This window comes from Nocardia jinanensis (genome assembly GCF_014645735.1).
In the GTDB taxonomy this organism is placed as follows: Bacteria; Actinomycetota; Actinomycetes; order Mycobacteriales; family Mycobacteriaceae; genus Nocardia; species Nocardia jinanensis.
This window is the reverse complement of the sequence record NZ_BMMH01000002.1, coordinates 113083-133225: the sequence shown is the minus strand read 5'-3', so window position 1 is coordinate 133225 and position 20143 is coordinate 113083. Positions and strand designations below refer to the sequence as shown.

3 protein-coding genes are annotated in these 20143 nt (G+C 68.5%); all 3 read left to right on the top strand.

Features of this window, described 5'->3' with window-relative positions; translation table 11 throughout:
• Positions 1 to 268: 268 nt before the first annotated feature.
• The 3 genes from IEY68_RS05220 to IEY68_RS05210 all read left to right on the top strand — a co-directional run bounded on the left by IEY68_RS05220 (position 269) and on the right by IEY68_RS05210 (position 20030).
• The gene (locus IEY68_RS05220) at positions 269 to 559 is read left to right on the top strand and encodes a hypothetical protein (protein ID WP_058855430.1); all 291 of its coding nucleotides are present in this window, start codon (positions 269 to 271) and stop codon (positions 557 to 559) included.
• Positions 552 to 878: a condensation domain-containing protein gene (locus tag IEY68_RS05215; protein WP_058855431.1), complete on the top strand. Its 327-nt coding sequence runs from the start codon at positions 552 to 554 to the stop codon at positions 876 to 878. The genes IEY68_RS05220 and IEY68_RS05215 overlap by 8 nt, the downstream gene beginning before the upstream one ends.
• Positions 879 to 1826: 948 nt before the next feature.
• Positions 1827 to 20030: a non-ribosomal peptide synthetase gene (locus IEY68_RS05210; RefSeq protein WP_058855432.1), complete on the top strand. Its 18204-nt coding sequence runs from the start codon at positions 1827 to 1829 to the stop codon at positions 20028 to 20030.
• Positions 20031 to 20143: the final 113 nt, after the last annotated feature.

Sequence of the window (20143 nt, the reverse complement as noted above, 5' to 3'; positions counted from 1 at the left end):
CCACGATCCGCCGCAGGATTATCACCGCAATCGGCACAGCCGCTCTCGGTTGCGCCGGCCCGGCCGCGACAGCGGTCGCGCAACCCACCTACTACGACCCCGAGGTCAGCCACTGCGGGCATCTGTTCCGGACGCCGCCCCCTGGCGCTGAGACCCGCACCGGCAGGCGCCGGCGCCGACCGGATCGACCGAACATTCCTCGACGCACACCGCCCTGCCGGTATCGCGCGGGCGCGACGGTAATACCGGGGTATTATCGTATGTAGTCGTGGAGTACGAATGGCACGCATCCAGCGAACCGTTCCTTCGGCACTTCGAGGTCGCAGCCTGGGAAGTGGTGGAGGTGCTGTACTCGCCGCAGCGGTGGTCGCGCCCGGCGACCACCGCTCAGGCACTGGCGGTGCTCACCGTATGGGGCCGCACCGAGGACGGGCGGCCGCTGGTGGTGGTCCTACGACCGCGTTCGTACCCCGACCGGTGGCAGATCCTCATGGCCGCACCCATGGGGTCACGCCAGCTCGCCGAATTCACCGCATGGGAGGCGACCCGAGATGAATAACGAACACGAACCCGGTTTTCCGCGCAGCGCCGCCGAGGCCGGCCAGTTCCTCGACGAGCTGGCCTTCGACGACACCGTGCAGATGCCGCCGCTCCCGCCGGCCGCCGACGAGATCGAGCGCGGCATGGTCACGACCTCGCTCAAACTGCCGCAGGCCATGCGCGAGCGGATCCGCGAGGTCGCGGCGGCGCACTGCATCACACCGTCGATGCTGATCCGCCAGTACATCGAACTGGGCCTGTCCAGTGAACAGCCCGAACGCATGATCCCGCTCTCGGACGCCATCCGCGTGCTGTCCAGCCTGCGCCCCACCGCCTGAGGCCGCACCCGGCCGGTTCGCGCACGCCGCCTCGCGCGCGGCTGCCGCATGTCCGAGGCCCGGCGGTCCGGCCTGTAGCGGCTGATTCCTGCGCCCTCGCCGGTCTCACGCCTCGCCCCCGCCACCCGCCCGGTCCGGCCGGTCTTTCCCGAACCGGAATCCCCATCGATCGACGGATTCGGACACCTTCCCTTGCAGCCCTCGATTACTTAGCGTGCCGAAGTACTGGAAATGCGCGTGAGGCCCTCCGTCCCGCCCCCGGAGCGGGCCCTGAGACGCGTCGTTGCGGACCTCGACGAATCTCGCTTATTATGGCGTTCCGAAGCTGGTCGTCGAGATTATCGAGAATGCACTTCGACGACTGCCGGTCCGATTGCCAGAATTGCGGCAGATCGGCACAACAAAGGATTCCCCCGATTGTCGGGGTTGCGGGGAAGCCACCGGGACCACTGGCGCAGAGGTAAGCCACGGCCAGAAGGCGATTTGGTGCAACCGATGAATACCGATGATGTCCGCTTCCTGCTCACTGACCCCGACTCGGTTCCGATCTACATCTGTGACCTGCATGTATCCTACCGTCGGGACGGTAACGATGTGTGTACACGCAGTGCGGGATCTCTCTGCGCCAGGCCCTCCGGGTCGCGTTTGCGTGGTCATCCGGACCGCCGAAGACAGCGCAAAATCTAACCCCTTACGGCGGCGCCGCCGATCGGCCGAGCCCGCTGCCGGGAGCCTGCGGATCACATAACCGTCAGGTCTCGTATATCCCAATTTATTTCCTTTCGGAATCGAATTCGGGAGATGAGGCTCTGCATTCCGCGAATAACGCTGCAGAAATGTCTCGATTCAACGACATCAATGTTGTTTCAATAAATATCCCTGCGCATTCGAGAAGCCGTGACCGGGCCTTCCGGGGCAGCTTTCCGGGTGCGAGGAATTGGAGGACAGGTGACCCAGTCCAAGCGCAACGTCGACAGCGGCCGGAGCCGGACCAGTTCCTCGCGGCCCGGCTCTTCCACGACATCGGCCACCCCGGCTTCCGGTAACGGTTCGGGGACGCGACCGGGCACCGGCGCCTTCACCGGGCCGTCCCGCCGCGATGTTCTCCGGCTGTCGGCCGCCCAGCGCGGAATCTGGTTCGCGCAGCATCTCGCGGGTTCCTCACCGATCTCAGTGGCCCAGTACGTCGAGATCGTCGGTGAACTGGATACAGATCTGCTCGTCGAGGCGTGTGAGGCCGCCGACCGCGAGTTCGGCTCCGGGCACATCCATCTCATCGAGGTGGACGGCGAGCCGTGTCAGTACGTCGACGAATCCGTCGGATCCCCGGTAACGGTGGTAGACCTGCGACGCCACCCGGATCCGGCCGCGACCGCACACCGCCTCATGGTCGAGGACTATTCGGCTCCGCTGGACCTACTCGGCGACCACCTCATGAAGAGCGTCGTCTACCAGATCGGCTCGGACCATTACCTGTGGTACCAGCGCGCCCACCATATTGCGCTGGACGGATTCGCCGCAGTAACGATGCTGCACCGGGTCACCGAGTTGTACAACGCCTGGGTCGAGGGGAACGACGCACCGCCCGCGACCGCGAAATACCTGGGCGAGATCATCGAGCAGGATCTGGGTTACCGGGGGTCGGAGCGGTTCGAGAACGACCGCAAGTACTGGACCGAGCATCTCGCCGGCGCCCCGCCTGTGGTCAGCCTGGCCGGCCGGGTCAGCAAACCCACCATTCATCCGGAACTCATCAGCGCCTCCCTACCCGAGGACACCGCGCATCTGCTCGACAGCGTGGTGGCCGAGCGCGGCACCAGCGTGACCCCGATCGTGGTCGCGGCGTTCGCCGCCTACCTCGCCCGGATGACCGGAAGCGACGAAGTGCTGCTGAGCTTGCCGGTGTCGGGCAGGCATTCCGCGCTGCTGCGCCGTTCGGGCGGCATGGTGGCCAATGTGGTCCCGCTGCGCGTCCGGGTCGCCGACAGCACTGTCGGAGCGTTGATCGATGCCACCCAGAACGAGCTGACCAGCGCGCTGCGGCGCCAGCGCTACCGCCAGGAGGACATCTTCCACGATATGGGGATCGCGCGGGACGAGGCCGCGTCGTTCGGCCCGGCCGTCAACCTCATGATGGTCGAGAACGAGGTCGTATTCGGTGAGACGATCGGCCGCCTCAACGTGCTCACCTCCGGCCCGACCGCCGACCTGTTCGTCAATATCTACCCGGGAGCCGGTCGCGAGAGCACCCATATCGATTTCCAGGGGAACCCGAACGTCTACAGCCGGTCCGAACTCGCCGACCACCACAAACGGTTCCTCATGTTCCTGCACGAATTCCTCGCCGGAGGCACCGAATACCGGGTCAGTAGCCTGCCGCTGCTGGAAGCGCGGGAACGCGCCGCGCTGCTACCCGTGCGAGGCCCCCGCGGCGCCGGAACCCGGCTGCTGCCCGACATACTGTCCGACACCGCCCGCCGGCACGGCGGCAACAGTGCCGTCGCCGCCGCCGACCGGATAGTGACCTATGAGGAATTGGACACCAGGTCCTCCCAGCTGGCCCGCCATCTCATCGCCCTGGGCTGCGGGCCCGACACCGCGGTCGCGATCGCACTGCGCCGCTCGGTCGAATCGGTCGTCGCGGCGTGGGCGGTCGCCAAATCCGGTGCCGCCATCGTGCAGATCGATCCGGAGTACCCGGCCAAACGTATCGAGCACATGGTCACCGACAGCGGTGCGCGGGTGGCGATCACCATCGGTGACCATCAGGAACGGCTACCGCAGCGAGTGCGCCGGGTCCTGCTCGACGACCCGGCGACCCAGCGTGAGTTCGAGTCCACCGCGAGCGCCCCGGTGACCGATACCGATCGGATCCGCCCCCTGCGGCCCACCAACCTCGCCTATATGACCTTCACCTCCGGCTCCACCGGGCTCCCGAAGGGCGTGCAGGTCACCCACACCGGGCTGGCCAACCTCATCGCCGACCGCAGCGAGACCCACGGCATCGACGCGACGTCACGGGTGTCCTACGCGCTCTCACCGAGTTTCGATGCCTCCCAGGAACAGTTCCTCACCTGCTTCGCGAGCGGATCCACCCTGATCATCGTGCCGCCCGAGGTGATCGGCGGTGAACCGCTGACCCGGCTGCTCGCCGAAGAGCGCGTCACCCATCTGACATTGACGCCCGCCATGCTGGCGACCGTGGAACCCGGCCCGCTCACCGATCTGCGCGTCGTCGTGGTCGGGGGCGACGTGTGCCCGCCGAACGTCATCGAACGGTGGGCAGGTTCCTGGTCGATGTACAACGAATACGGCCCCACCGAGACCACCGTGACCGCCGCCGGAGCGCCTATCGAACCCGGCCGCGACCTCACCGTCGGCAGCCCCATCCGCGGTGTCTCCGCCATGGTGCTGGATCGGACCCTGCAACCCGTACCCAAGGGCACCGCGGGCGAACTGTATCTGGCCGGGCCGGGCCTGGCCCGCGGCTACAGCCATCGTTTCGGTGAAACCACGGCCCGTTTCGTCGCCGACCCCTACGGCGCAGCGGGCGACCGGATGTACCGGACGGGTGATCTCGCGCGCTGGTCCTCCGGTGACAGCGCCGAGATGACACTGGAGCTGCTGGGGCGCAGCGATTTCCAGGTCAAGATCCGCGGCTACCGGATCGAACCGGGGGAGATCGACGCGGCACTCACCGGCCATGAGGACGTGGACCTGTCCGTCACGGTGCCGGTGCGGAACAAGGCCGACGCGACTATGCTGGCGTCCTATGTCGTCCCGGTTCAAGGACGTCATATCGATACCGCCGAACTCCAGCGTTTCGCCCGCGAATCCCTGCCCCCGCACATGGTCCCGGCGGTGATCCTGCCGCTGGACAGTCTGCCGGTGAACGCGTTCGGCAAAACGGATCGAGGCGCCCTGCCCGAACCCGATTTCGGGACCGCGCCCGCCGGCCGGGCCCCGGCCACACCCCGGGAGAATCTGGTGGCGGACCTGTTCGCCGAAGTTCTCGGTGTCTCCGGGACCGGTGCCGACGACAGCTTCTTCGCTCTGGGCGGCGACAGCATCCTGTCGATCCAGCTAGTGGCGCGCGCCAAGGCCTTCGGACTGAGTTTCTCCACCCAGGATGTTTTCGAGTACAAGACCGTCGCCGGGCTGGCCGCCGTGGCGACCGAGGCCGGCGACGCACCGGAACTGGCCGAATTGCCCGGCGGCGGTGTCGGACCGATGCCGCTGTCGCCCATCATGCACGCCATGCTCGGCCGCGGTCACTACACCAGGTTCGCGCAGGCGACCCTGGTCGAGCTGCCGGCGAACCTCGAATATCCCGACCTGGTCCGGGCGCTGCAGTCCCTGCTGGACCGGCACGACATCCTGCGTGCGGTACTGCGCGGCGCCGAATCACTGGATCGGTTCGTCGACGTACTCGACCGGGGCACGGTCGATGCCGAAACCGCCTTGCTACGGATACCGCTGGAGCGGCGGGACGCCACCGAGGTCGATACGCACCTGCAGGCGGCCGCGGATCGGCTGGACCCGGGCAGCGGTGTTCTCCTCCAGGCCGTCTGGCTACAGGATCGCACCGGTTCGGGTCCCGATCTGCTGTGGCTGGTGATCCACCACCTGGCCGTCGACGCCGTATCGTGGCGGCTCCTGCTCACCGACCTCGCCCAGGCCTGGGCGCAGGTCGCTGAAGGCAGCGAACCGCATGTCCCGGCGCCCAGTACCTCGATGCGGCGCTGGGCGCACGGGCTGGTCGAACAGGCACCGGCCAGACGTGCCGCGGAACTGGCGTTGTGGAGGGGGATCCACGAACAGGGCGACCGGCTCCTCGGCGCGCGCCGCCTGGACCCCGAACGCGATGTCGCGGCCACCGCGGGCCGGATCCGGATCCGGATCCCGGCCGATGTCACCGAAGCCGTGCTCACCACCGTCCCGGCCCGCTTCCACGGCAGCGCCAACGACCCGTTGCTGACCGCGCTGGCCCTGGCACTGGGCGAGTGGCGGCGGAGGCGCGGTATGACCGCCGGTGGGGAACTGATCACCCTGGAGGGACACGGACGCGAGGAACAGGCCGTACCGGGCGCCGATCTCAGCGCCACGGTGGGCTGGTTCACCACCCGGTTCCCGATCCGCCTCGAACTGCGGGATATCGATCCGGAGGACGCCTTCGCCGGCGGCGCGGCCGCGGGATATGCGATCCAGCAGGTGAAAGAGCAGTTACGGGCGGTGCCGGACAACGGTATCGGCTACGGGATGCTGCGGTGCCTGGACTCCCGGGGTGCTGCCGAGCTGGGGAGCTTGCCGGAACCTCAGATCAGTTTCAACTATCTGGGGCGGGTGGGTGTCCGCGAGCACTCGGGGGCGTGGACACCCACCCGTGAATTCACCTCGTTGACCTCCACCGACGATCCGCGGATGGCGCTGTCCGCACTGCTCGACATCAACGCGATCGCCGAACCGGGTCCCGAGGGACTAGAACTCGATGCGACCTGGGAATTCGCCGCGCAGGTCCTCGACGCTGCCGAGGTCGACGAACTGGCCGGCCTGTGGGTGCGCGCGCTGCGTGCCCTCGCGGGGCATATCCGGTCCGAATCCGCGGGCGGTTTCACCCCGTCGGATTTCCCGCTCGTCACCGTCTCGCAGCACGAGATCGACGATTGGCTGCGCGACTATCCCTCGCTGACCGATGTGTGGCCGCTGACCGCGCTACAGGCCGGGTTGCTGTTCCACGCGATCTACGATCGCGACACCACCGACGGCTACACCGTGCAGGCGGCGCTGACCTTCGCCGGTGCGGCCGACGCCGAACGGATGCGGTGGGCCGCTCGAGCCCTCGTCGACCGCCACGACAGCCTCCGTACCGCGTTCGTCGAAAGCGCTCGCGGGCCACGCCAGCTCGTGCTCGGCGACACCCGGGCCGACTGGCAGTTCACCGATATCAGCGATATCGGTGACGACGCCGAACGCGATCGCCGGCTCCGGGAGCTCGCCGTCGCGGCGACTGCTCCGTTCGATCCGGCGCGGCCGCCGCTGCTGCGATTCCATCTGGTGCGCACCGGTACCGACGAATGCCGGCTCGTGGTCACCAATCATCACATCGTGCTCGACGGCTGGTCGATGCCACTGCTGATCCACGAACTGCTCTCGCTCTACGCATTCGGCGACGCGGCGGCCGAACTCGCGCCGCCGCGTTCCTATCGCGACTACCTGCAGTGGCTGCACGGCCGAGACCCGGAGGCGGCGACCGCGGCGTGGCAGCGGATGCTCGCCGGGATCGAGAGCCCGACGCGCGTCGCCGGCCGCCCGGACCGCGCGGTCACCGCGCGCAGTGACGAGGTCGGGCTGAACCTCGATGCCGCGACCACTGCCGCGCTGCTCGATCTCGGCCGCTCCCACGGCGTCACCGCCAATACATCGATCCAGGTGGCGTGGGCGCTGCTGCTCACGGTCCTGACCGGCCGGTCGGATGTGGTGTTCGGGAACACGGTGTCGGATCGCCCGCCGCATATCCAGGGCGTCGAGTACATGGTCGGCCTGTTCATCAACACCCTGCCGGTACGAGTGCGGCTCGATCCGCACGAGACCGTCGCCGATCTCCTCGTGCGGGCGCAATCCGAGCAGGCCGCCATGCTCGATCACCGCCATATCGGTCTGGCGGAGCTGCAACGGGCGACCGGGATCGCCGATATGTTCGATACGGTCACGGTGCTGGAGTCCTACCCGATAGACCGGGAGGGCCTGTCCCGCGATCTCGGTGCGGCAGGGCTGCGCCTGATCGATATCGACGCCCAGGACGCGACGCCGTACCCGTTGAGCCTGCAGGTGACCCCGCCGTCGCGGGACACGTCCGATACCGAAGAGTCCGCGACCCATACGGTGACACTGCGGTTCTCCACCGACCGCTTCGAACCCGACGACGCGCGCACCCTGCTCGAACGCTTCGAGCTGCTGCTGACCCAGCTCGTCACCGACCCGGGCCGCTCGGTCGCCGCGATCTCCTCGAACTGGGATCCCGAACGCGCGGAACTGCTGTCGGTGAGCGGCGAACCCTCGGTCGCCGAACGCAGCCTGCACGATATCCTGTCCGGCACCGCGCGCCGGTACCCCGATGCGACCGCCGTACGCTCCGGCGACACCACCTTCACCTACCGCGAACTGGAACAGCACGCCGACGCTCTGGCACGGCGGCTGACCGCCCGCGGCGCAGGCCCGGAAACGTTCGTGGCGCTGGCGCTTCCCCGCTCCGTCGAGCTGGCCGTGACCATCTGGGCCGTGGCGCGGACCGGTGCGGCCTTCGTCCCCCTCGATCCGGCCAACCCGCCCGAACGTATCGCGGAACTACTGGCCGATTCACGCAGCGAGCTGGGCGTGACGATCGACGCCGTCACCCGGCATCTGCCGGATTCGGTCGACTGGTTGAGGGTGGACACCACGCGACCGCCGCGACCGGCCCGCGAACCCGTCACCCCCGGCCGGCTGCTGCCCGACAACGCGGCCTACGTGATCTACACATCCGGTTCGACAGGTAAACCGAAAGCAGTGCACGTCGGGCATCGCGGCCTGGCCGATATCGCCGCCGCCCAGGCCGAAGCGTTCGGCGCCACCACTGATTCGGTGGTGCTGCAGGTCGCCTCACCCGGGTTCGACGCCTGCGTATCGGAGTTGCTGCTCGCCCACAGCAGCGGCGCCTGCCTGCTGGTGGCACCGCCGGAGGTGTACGGCGGTGGCGAGCTGGAGGAGCTGCTGCGCTCCCGGCGGGTCACCCACGCCATCATCACCCCGTCGGTGCTGGGCACCATGGACCCGGCCGGACTACCGGCACTCGAAACGGTCGCGGTGGTCGGTGAGGCCACCGGATCCGACATCGTGAACCAGTGGGCGCCCGGACGCCGGCTCATGAACCACTACGGGCCCACCGAATGCACGATCTGGGCGACCGGATCCGATGTTCTGCGGCCCGGTGAACCGGTGACCATCGGCGGCCCGATCCGCGGTGCGACGGCCGCGGTGCTCGATATGTGGCTGCGCCCGGTACCGGTCGGGACAGCCGGAGAACTGTACATCGGCGGATCCGGGCTGGCCCGCGGATACTTCGACCGACCGGCCACGACCGCGTCGCGGTTCGTCGCCGACCCGCGGTCGGCCCACGGGGAACGCCTCTACCGCACCGGCGATTCGGTGCGCTGGATCCGCGGCCGCACCGGCCTGGAACTGGAATACCTGGGCCGCGGCGACCAGCAGGTGAAGATCCACGGTCTGCGGATCGAACCAGGGGAGGTCGACGCCCATCTGGCCCAGCACACCGCTGTTTCCCGCGTCGCCACCGTCGCCCAGGAAGGCCCCGCCGGGGAACCGGTCCTGGTGTCCTATGTCGTGCCCACCCCCGGAACGACACTGGATGTGGCGGCCCTGCACGACGACCTCGCCGGCTCGCTGGCCCACTATATGAACCCCGCAGCCATCGTGGAACTCGATTCGATGCCGCTGACCGCGGTCGGCAAGATCGACCGGAAAGCGCTGCGCGAGCGCGCGTTCCTCGCCGAGGAGGCGCACGGCCGGCCACCGTCCACACCCGCCGAGCAGGTCGTGGCGCAGCTGTTCGCCGAAGTACTGCACCTGGACACTGTTTCGGCGGAGAGCAACTTCTTCACCCTCGGCGGTGACAGCATCGTCTCCATGCGGCTGGTGGCGCTGGCGCGCGCCGCCGGGCTCACCCTCACCCCGCGTGATGTGTTCGAAAGCAAAACCGTCGCCGCCCTCGCCGCGATGGCGCGCAGCGAATCCGACGCGCCCACCGCCGAGGACCTACCCGGCCACGCGTACCGCATCGAGGATCGCGCGTACCGTCCGGCGGACTTCCCGCTGGTCACACTCACCCAAACCGATATCGAACAGCTGGAGCAGCGCTACCCCACGCTGGCCGATGTGTGGCCGCTGTCGCCGATGCAGTCCGGTATCCACTTCCACTCGACCTTCGACCCCGACGCCGCGGACAACTACACCGTGCAGACAGTTATCGGTTTCACCGGCCACGTCGACGGCGAACGACTCCGCCGCGCCGCGCAAGCAGTGGTCGACCGGCACGACATCCTGCGCGCCGCATACGTGGAAACCGCGGCCGGACCGTGCCAGATCGTGCTCGACCACGCCGAGGTCCGGTTCCAGGAGGTGGATATCGCGCTCGGCAACGGCACGGACCCGGCGGCCGAATGGGACCGGATCGCCGCCGCCGACGCGGCCGCCGGTTTCGACCTCACCGCCCCGCCGCTGATCCGCTTCACCCTGATCCGCGCGGCATCCGGCGCTTCCCGGCTGCTGATCACCGACCACCATGTGATCCTCGACGGCTGGTCGATGCCGTTGATGCTGCGCGAACTGCTCGAATATTACGGAGCGCCGGACCATATCGGCGCTGCTGGACCCGCCCCCTCCTACCGGGACTACCTGAACTGGCTCGCCCGACAGGACCTCAGTGCGTCCCGGGCCGCTTGGGCGCAGGCCTACGCCGATGTGGATTCACCCACCCGGGTGGCCCGCGACGCCGGACCGGCGAGGGCGACCTCGGCCACCGAGGTCACCGCCGGACTACCGGCGGATCAGCTCGCCCGCCTGCGCGCGGTGGCCGCGGACGCCGCTGTCACGGTCAACACCGCCGTCGCCGCCGCATGGGCGCTGAACCTGCGTACGCTGACCGGGGAAACCGAGGTGATCTTCGGGTCCGCGGTCTCGGGCCGGCCACCCGAACTTCCGCGGGTCGAGCAGACCCTCGGCATGTTCCTGAATACGATCCCGGTCCGGGTCCAGCTCGACCCGGCGGTCTCGCTACGCGAGCTGCTGATCCGTATCCAGGCACAGCACGCCACCATGCTCGACCACCACTACATCGGACTCCCCGATATCCATCGCAGCGCCGGTGTGACCGAACTCTTCGATACCGCGATCGCGTTCCAGTCCTTCCCTGTGGACCGTCCGGCCCTGCAGCAGCTCGTCGAATCGGCGGGTCTGCGTGTCAACGAGATCACCGGCGTCGACGCGACCCCGTACCCGCTGAGCCTGGTGGTCGCCCCGCAGCAGGACGAGCACGGCACAGGGCAGGGCCTGCAGATCACACTGCGCTTCCTCGACCGGGAATTCGATACCCCGCAGGCCCACCGGATCCTCGACCGCTTCGTCGAACTTCTGCAGCGTATCGCCGACAGCCCGGCCACCCGGCTCGGTGAACTCGCCCCGAACGACGTCCGGAACTCGATCCTGCCCGCCCCCCGCGCCGAGAACTTCCCGGAGATCACGCTGGGCGCCCTGCTCACCGCGACCGCGGACGCCCGCCCCGACGCGATCGCGGTCACTTACGGCCCGGTCGCCCTGACCTACCGGCAACTCGACGAACGCGCGAACCACCTCGCCCGGCTACTCCTCCGGCACGGTGGCCGCCCGGGAACGCTGGTCGCCGTCGCACTGCCCCGTTCGCTCCACACGATCGTCACGATCTGGGCCACCGCGAAAGCGGGCGCCGCGTTCCTGCCCATGGACCCGAACCTGCCCCCCGAACGGATCGAGTTCCTGCTGTCGGACTCCGGCGCCACCCTCGGTCTCACCGACAGCGCCTCCCGGCCACACCTGCCCGACAGTGTCGACTGGCTGATCGTCGACACCGACGCGAGCAGCGAACCGAAGAGGCCGGCCCCGATCACCGACGCCGAACGCGGCGGACCCGTCCGGCCGGCCCACCCGGCGTACGTGATCTACACCTCCGGGTCGACCGGAACACCGAAGGGTGTCCTGATCGCCCACCGCGCACTGGCCGATGTCGTGGCGGCCCAGCGCAGGATCCTCGGCGCCGACCCCGCCGCGACCGTCCTGCAGGTCGCCTCACCCAATTTCGACGCCTCGGTATTCGAACTGCTGATGGCGCACTGCTCCGGCGGCCGGCTGGTCGTGGCGCCGTCGGACGTCTACGGCGGTCCCGAGCTGGCCGACCTGATCCGGCGCGAACACATCTCCCACGCGGTACTGACCCCGTCGGCGCTGGCCACCATGCCGCGCGACGGTCTCGACGAACTGCGGGTGCTCTCCGCCGCCGGTGAACCGGTCGGACCGGAACTGGTCGAGCGGTGGGCACCGGACCGCACCATGGTCAACCTGTACGGCCCCAGCGAGACAACGATCTGGGCCACCGCCGACAGTGCGCTGACCGCCGGCGTCCCGATCACGATCGGCGGGCCGGTAGGGCCGGTCTCGGCGACGGTCCTCGACACCTGGCTGCGCCCCGTCCCTGCCGGAGTCGCGGGCGAACTGTACCTGTTCGGCCCGGGACTGGCCGACGCCTACATCGGCCGGGCCGGACTCAGCGCGGCGCGGTTCGTGGCCTGCCCGTTCGACGAGCCCGGCCACCGTATGTACCGCACCGGAGATATCGTGCGCCGCAACCGCGACGACGCACTGGAGTTCGTGGGACGCAACGATTTCCAGGTCAAGGTCCGCGGCAACCGGGTCGAGCTGGGCGAGGTCGACGCCGCCCTGGGCGCCCGCGCGGACGTGGCGTTCGCGGTGACCGTGCCGCGCAGCACCGAGGGCCGGCCCGTGGCTCTGGTGTCCTATGTGGTGCCCGCGCCGGGTACGACCGTCTCGGGTGAGGAACTGACCGCGGCACTGGCCGAAGCCCTGCCCGCGTACATGGTGCCCGCCGCCGTGCTGCTGCTCGACGACCTTCCGCTGACCTCCAACGGGAAACTGGACCGCGACCGACTCCCGGAACCGGTTTTCGCCGCACGGGTGTTCCGGGCGCCGGCCACACCGGCGGAAACCCTGGTCGCGGAGGCATTCGAACATGTCCTCGGCGTCGAACGAGTGGGCGCCGACGACGACTTCTTCGAACTCGGCGGCGATTCGCTCAGCGCATCGCTGGTGGTGGCGCGGGTCGGTGCCGCCCTCGATGTCCGGGTGCCGGTGCGGGCGATGTTCGAAACACCCACCGTCGCCCGTCTCGCCGAATACGCGGCATCACTGCACGGCGGTGACCGGGTACCCCTCACCGCGGGGGTGCGTCCCGATCCGATACCGCTCTCGCTGGCCCAGCAGCGTATGTGGTTCCTCAACCGCTTCGAACCCGAATCGGCCGCCTACAACATCCCGGTGATGCTGCGACTGTCGGGCCGCCTCGACACCGCCGCCCTGGCCGCCGCGCTACGCGATGTCGCCGACCGGCACGAGGTGCTGCGGACGATATATCCCGAAACCGCGGGCGAACCCGAACAGGTAATCCTCGGCGAACCCGAGGTGACACTGGAGCCCGCGCCCGTGGACACGGCCGCGATCCCGGAGGTGGTCGGTGAATTCCTGCGCCGCGGTTTCGATGTGACCGTGCAGGTGCCGATGCGCGTCGGACTGTTCGAGACCGGTTCCGGCGACCAGCCCGCGGAATACCTGCTGGTACTGGTTGTCCACCATATCGCCGGCGACGGCCAGTCCATGGGTCCGCTGGCTCGCGATGTGATGCGGGCCTACGCCGCCCGGGTCGCCGGACACGCGCCACTGTGGGAACCGTTGGCGGTGCAGTACGCCGATTTCGCCCTGTGGCAGCGCCGGATGCTGGGATCCGCGCAGGACCCCGATTCGCTCATGTCGGCCCAATTGGAATTCTGGCGCAGCACCCTGGCGGACGCACCCGACCGGCTCGACCTACCGTCCGACCGGCCCCGCCCCGCCGTGGCCTCACTGGCCGGTGGCCGGGTCGCCCTCGAAATCGAGGCGGACCTGCACGAACGGCTGATGAAACTGAGCCATGCGCGTGGATCGTCACTGTTCATGGTCCTGCACGCCGCCCTGGCGGTGGTCCTCGGCCGATTGAGCAGCAGCGACGACGTGGTGGTCGGCACACCGATCGCCGGACGCGGCGAACCCGGCCTCGATGATCTGGTCGGCATGTTCGTCAACACCTTGGTACTGCGCACCCCGGTACACCCCGGCGAAACCTTCACCGACCTGCTGATGCGGACGAAGGAGACAGATCTACAGGCCTTCGAACACGCCGACGTCCCGTTCGAGCGGGTAGTGGAGGAGCTGAAACCGCAACGGTCGGCGGACCGGCATCCACTGTTCCAGGTGGCACTGGCCTTCCAGAACCTGTCGTCGGTCGATGTGGTCCTGCCCGACGTCACGGTGTCGCGCGCCGACGTGGACACCGGCCTGTGCCAATTCGACCTCCAGCTCGTCGTCTCCGACTCCTACGGGAAAGCCGGTGCGGCCCAAGGCATCTCCGGCATGATGATGTTCGCGCGCGACCTGTTCGACGAAGCGACGGTCGCCGGTTTCGCCCAGCGACTCGTCCGGGTCCTGGAAGCCGTCGCCGCCGACCCGTCCACCGCTGTCGGCGATATCGACTGGTTGGACGCGGAGGAACACACCACACTGGTATCCCGCGTCGGACCACGTATCGAAGGCGCGCCCGCACTGCTACCGGATGTCTTCGCCGCCGCCGTCCGGGACAACGGCAACGGAACGGCCCTGGTCGCCGCCGACACCGAACTGACCTACACCGAACTCGATATCCGCTCGAACCGGCTGGCGCGTGCGCTGATCCAGCGCGGCGCCGGACCGGAGGACCCGGTGCTGGTCGCCACGACACGGTCGGTGGAATCGGTGATCGCCTGGTGGGCGGTGGTCAAATCCGGTGCCACCTACGTACCGGTCGACCCCCGTTATCCAGCGAGCCGGATCGAACAGATGGTCATCGATTCCGGTGCCACGCTGGGTGTGACGGTGGCGACGGCGCGGACCGACCTACCCGAAGCCCTGGATTGGCTCGTACTCGACGATGCCGCCGTGCGTACGCGGATCGACACACTGCCCGGCGACCCGATCACCGACGACGATCGGTGCGCCCCGCTACAGGCCACGCACACCGCCTACATCATCTTCACCTCCGGATCCACCGGCGTGCCCAAGGGTGTCGCTGTCGAACACCGCGCCATCGCCGATTTTCTCGCGGCACAGCACGCCGGCCACAGCACCGGACACACCTCCCGGGTACTCCATTTCGCCTCGCCGTCCTTCGACGCCTCGCTACTGGAGATCCTGCTCGCGATCGGCGGCGCCTCCGCATTGATACTGGCCCCGGCCGGTATGTACGGCGGCAGCGAACTCGCCGATCTGCTACGCACCCAGCGGGTCACCCACGCGTTCGTCACCCCCGTCGCCCTCGCGTCGGTCGACCCCACCGGACTCGACGACCTGCAGGTCATCATGGCCGGCGGCGAAGAGGTCCCGTCGGACCTGGTGCACCGGTGGGCCGGGACCGACATTGCCGGCACCCGGGAATTCCGGATCCTGTACGGGCCGACCGAAACCTCCGTCGTCGCCACCGGAGCACCCCGCATGCTGCCCGGCGACCGGCCACGGATCGGGAGCCCCCGACCGGGAATGCGGGCCCTGGTGCTGGACGACCGGCTCCAGCCGGTGCCCGTGGGGGTGGCCGGCGAACTGTATCTGGCCGGCGCGGGACTGGCACGCGGCTACCTCAACAGAACCGCCACCAGCGCGGCCCGCTTCGTCGCCTCCCCCTACAGCGAACCGGGCCTGCGCATGTACCGCACCGGCGACGTCGTGCGCTGGAACGCCGACCACGACCTGGAATTCGTCGGACGCAAGGACTTCCAGGTGAAAGTCCGCGGCTTCCGCGTAGAACTCGGTGAAATCGACGCGGTACTCGGCGCCCGCGACGACGTATCGTTCGCCGTGACCGTGCCCCGGCGCGACGGCGTCGGCCCCCTGCTCCTGGTGTCCTATGTGGTACCGGCCCCGGGCGCCGGTCTCTCCAGCGAAGAACTCAGCGCGGCCGTGGCCGATACGCTGCCGTCCTATATGGTGCCCGCCGCCGTGATGGTCCTCGACGAGATCCCGCTCTCGCCCAACGGCAAACTCGACCGCAAGGCCCTGCCCGCACCCGTGTTCCAGGCCAGGCAATTCCGGGCACCCGCCTCGTTGGTGGAGGAGATCGTGGCCGGGGTGTACGCCGAAGTGCTCGGCGTCGACGGCCCCGTGGGCGCCGACGACGACTTCTTCGAACTGGGCGGCAACAGTCTGGTCGCGACCCGCGTCGCCGCCCGCATCGGCGCCGCTCTCGACGCCTCGGTCCCGGTATCGATGATCTTCGAGACACCCAGCGTGGCAAAACTGGCCGCCCGCGCCGAATCGCACGCCGACACCGGCCGGATCTCGCTCACCGCGCAACAGCGCCCGGACCGTATCCCACTGTCCTACGCCCAGCAACGGATGTGGTTCCTCAACCGTTTCGAACCCGACTCCGCCGCCTACAGCATCCCGATCGTGATCCGGCTGACCGGGCAACTCGATATCGACGCACTACGCACCGCCGTCGACGATGTGATGACGCGGCACGAAGTACTGCGCACCATCTACCCGCAGTTCGACGGCGAACCGGCACAGGTCGTGCTCCCCGCGGCCGAGGCGGTACCGCCGATGGCCGTCACCCCGGTCGAACAGGCCGAGCTGGTGGCCGAGCTCTCGGCCTTCGTATCAGCGGTCTTCGATGTGACCGCCGAAGTGCCGTTCCGGGTGCGCCTGTACGAACTGAGGCACGACGAATGGATCCTGGCCGTGGTGCTGCACCACATCTCCGGCGACGGATCGTCGCTGGCTCCGCTCGCCCGGGACATGATGGCCGCGTACTCGGCGCGACTGCACCACGAACCACCCGCCTGGCCGCCGCTCACCGTGCAATACGCGGACTACGCGATATGGCAGCACAGCGTACTGGGCACCGAGGAGGACCCCGGCTCGCTGCTGCACGCGCAGATCGACTATTGGACGAGCCAGCTCGCCGACCTGCCGGCGCTGCTGGAACTACCCACCGACCGGCCGCGGCCGCCCGCCCAGACCTATGCGGGCGCCAACGTGCCGATCGAACTCGACGCCGAGCTGCACGCGAAACTCGAACAGATCGCCCGAGCACACAACACCACCCTGTTCATGGTGTTCCACGCGGCGCTCGCGGCCACCCTGGCCCGGCTCGCGCACACCGACGATATCGCCATCGGCACCCCGTACGCGGGGCGCGGCGAACCCGAACTCGACGATCTGGTCGGCATGTTCGTCAACACCCTGGTACTGCGTACCCAGCTCACCCCCGGAATGTCGTTCACCCAGCTGATCGAACACGTCCGCAGCACCGACCTCGCCGCCTTCGGGCACGCCGATGTCCCGTTCGAACGGCTGGTCCAGGAACTGAACCCGGTGCGAACCCACGCCCACCACCCACTGTTCCAGGTGATGCTCGCCTTCCAGAACCTGGCCACCACCGACTTCGAACTACCGGGGCTGTCGGTCTCGGCCGTCGAAGCCGACACCGGAACCTCCCTGTTCGATCTGCAGGTCACCGTATCGGATTCCCACGATTCCACCGGAGCGCCGACCGGGATCTCCGGCGGCATCACCTACGCCACCGACCTCTTCGACGAGGCGACCGCCACCACCATCGTCGACCGCCTCCTGCGCCTGCTCGACGCGATGGCGACCGACCCCGGCCGCCCCGTCCACGACGTGGACCTGCTCGGCACCGACGAACGCGCCGCCGAACTCGTGTGGTGGAACACCACCGCCTACCCCCTCGGACCGGACGAGACCCTCGCCTCGGTGTTCACCGACTCGGTGCACACCCACCGCGACCTGCCCGCCGTCACCACAGCGGACGAAACACTGACCTACGCGCAGTTCGCGTCCCGTGTCAACCGCCTGGCCCGGCTGCTCATCTCGCGCGGGGTGGGCCCGGAAACCCTGGTTGCACTACGAATGCGCAGGTCGGTGGACCAGGTCACCGCAATGTACGCGGTGCTCGCCGCCGGCGGCGGATATGTCCCGGTCGACCCCGACCATCCCGCCGACCGTATCGACTACATGCTGGACACCGCGAATCCCGTGGCGGTCCTGTCGACGCTGGACGACCTCGACGCCTCCGGATACGACGACAGCCCCGTCACCGACAGCGAGCGCCGCACCCCACTGCGGCCGGAGAACGTCGCCTACGTTCTGTTCACCTCCGGGTCCACCGGACGCCCCAAAGGAGTGTCGGTACCGCACCGCGCGGTGCTCAACCAACTGCACTGGATCAACGGAACCTATTCGCTGACCCCCGACGACGTGGTACTGCAGAAGACCCCCGCCACCTTCGACGTCTCGGTATGGGAACTGTTCGCCACCCTGAGCGTGGGCGCACGGATGATCATCGCGGCACCGTACGGGCACACCGACCCCACCTACCTCGCCGAAACCATCGCCGCCCACCAGGTCACGGTCACCTCGTTCGTACCTTCGATGCTCGCCGCGTTCGCGGACGCGGCCCCGGCCCATTCGCTGGCATCGCTGCGGGCACTACTCGTCGGCGGCGAGGCCTTCGGCCCGGAAGTGGTAGCCGCCGCACGCCGGGTGATGCCCGACGTCGGTCTGCACAATCTGTACGGCCCCACCGAATTCACCCTGCACGCCACCGAACACCTCGTCACCGAAGACGACGGCGGCAACATCCCGATGGGCACGCCGGTATGGAACGTCCGCGCCTACGTGCTCGACAGCCGGCTACAACCATCGCCCCCCGGTGTGGCGGGAGACCTGTATCTGGCGGGCACCCAGGTCGCCCGCGGCTACCAGGACCGTCCCGGACTCACCGCGGAACGATTCGTACCCGACCCGTTTGCCACGGGCGACCGGCTCTACCGCACCGGCGACCTGGCACGCCGGCTCCCGCGCGGGGAACTGGAATACCTGGGCCGCACCGACTTCCAGGTGAAGTTGCGTGGCCTGCGGATCGAACTCGGCGAGATCGAAGCAGTTCTCGCCGAACACGACACCGTCGCGCGCGCGATCGTCGCGATACACACCGCACCGGCCGGTGACCAGCTCGTCGGATACCTCGCTCCCGCGACCGGTGCCACCGTCGACACCGCCGCCGTTCTGGCCCACGCCGCCACCGAACTACCCGGCTACATGGTGCCCACCACGGTGATGGTGCTCGACGCCGTACCTTTCACGGCCTCCGGCAAACTCGATCGCACACACCTGCCGGAACCGGAGTTCGCGATCGGGGAGTTCCGGGAGCCGGCGTCGCGGCTGGAAGAAGAAGTAGTCCGGGCCTACGGGCACGTCCTCGGTGTGGAACGCGTCGGAGCCGACGACGACTTCTACGCCCTCGGCGGCAACTCGCTGCGCTCGGTGCAGGTGGTGAGCGAACTGAAGAAGGAACTCGACTACGACGTTCCGATCAGCTGGATACTGACCGACCCGCGTCCGGTCGACCTCGCGAAACGGATCGAATCGGCTATGCGCTCCGGCCACACCTACGCTGATCCGGCGACCGCCTTCGGTGTCGAGGTGCTGCTGCCGATCCGCACCGGCGGCGACCGGCCCCCGCTGTTCTGCATCCACCCCGCCTCCGGTCTGGCCTGGAGCTACCGCCCGTTCGCCGAGTACCTCTCGCCCGACCGGCCGATCTACGGCATCCAGGCACCCCAGATCAGCGGCGAAACCCCGGGGCCCGCCACGATCGAAGAGACCGCCCGGCGCTACTTCGACGAGATCCGGAAGGTCCAGCCACACGGCCCCTACCATCTGCTCGGCTGGTCACTGGGCGGTCAGATAGCCCATGCGATCGCCGTCGAGATGCGGGCGGCGGGGGAGCAGGTCGCTCTGCTGGCACTACTGGACGCCGAGGCCGACAACGTCGATCCGGCGGAGGTCGCCACGGTCACAGCCGGTGAACTGATCAGCAATCTGGGACCGGTACTGGGTATCGACTTCGTGGACGAGGACGCCACCCCACAGGAGGCCGCCGACCTCATCAGGCAGCACCTCGGCGCGGGTTTCGCGGTCGACGCCGATATGATCCAGCGGATGACCGACGCCTACAACCAGTCCATGCGCGCGGCCAGCATCTGGCAGCCGCAGGTCCTCGACGCCGACCTGCTCTACTTCACCGCAACGGTGGACCGCAGTCCGGACGCCACCGGCTACGAAGGCTGGGCACCGGTCGTCCGCGGCCGGATCTCGAATATCGATATAGACGCGACCCACCTCGCCATGACCGATCCGCCGGCAGCCGAGCAGATCGCCCGAATCCTCGACATCCACCTCGACTGAACCGGTCGTGTTCATGCGAGTTCGATCTCGGGGATCACAACCAGGAGTTGCTCCAGCGCGGCTTCAGCGATCATGCCGGCCGGATCCCGTGTTGGACATACGTGGGGTCCGGC

Coding starts and splice junctions, on each gene's coding strand:
- IEY68_RS05215 (WP_058855431.1), top strand. CDS start 552: ATGAATAACGAACACGAACCCGGTTTTCCGCGCAGCGCCGCCGAGGCC.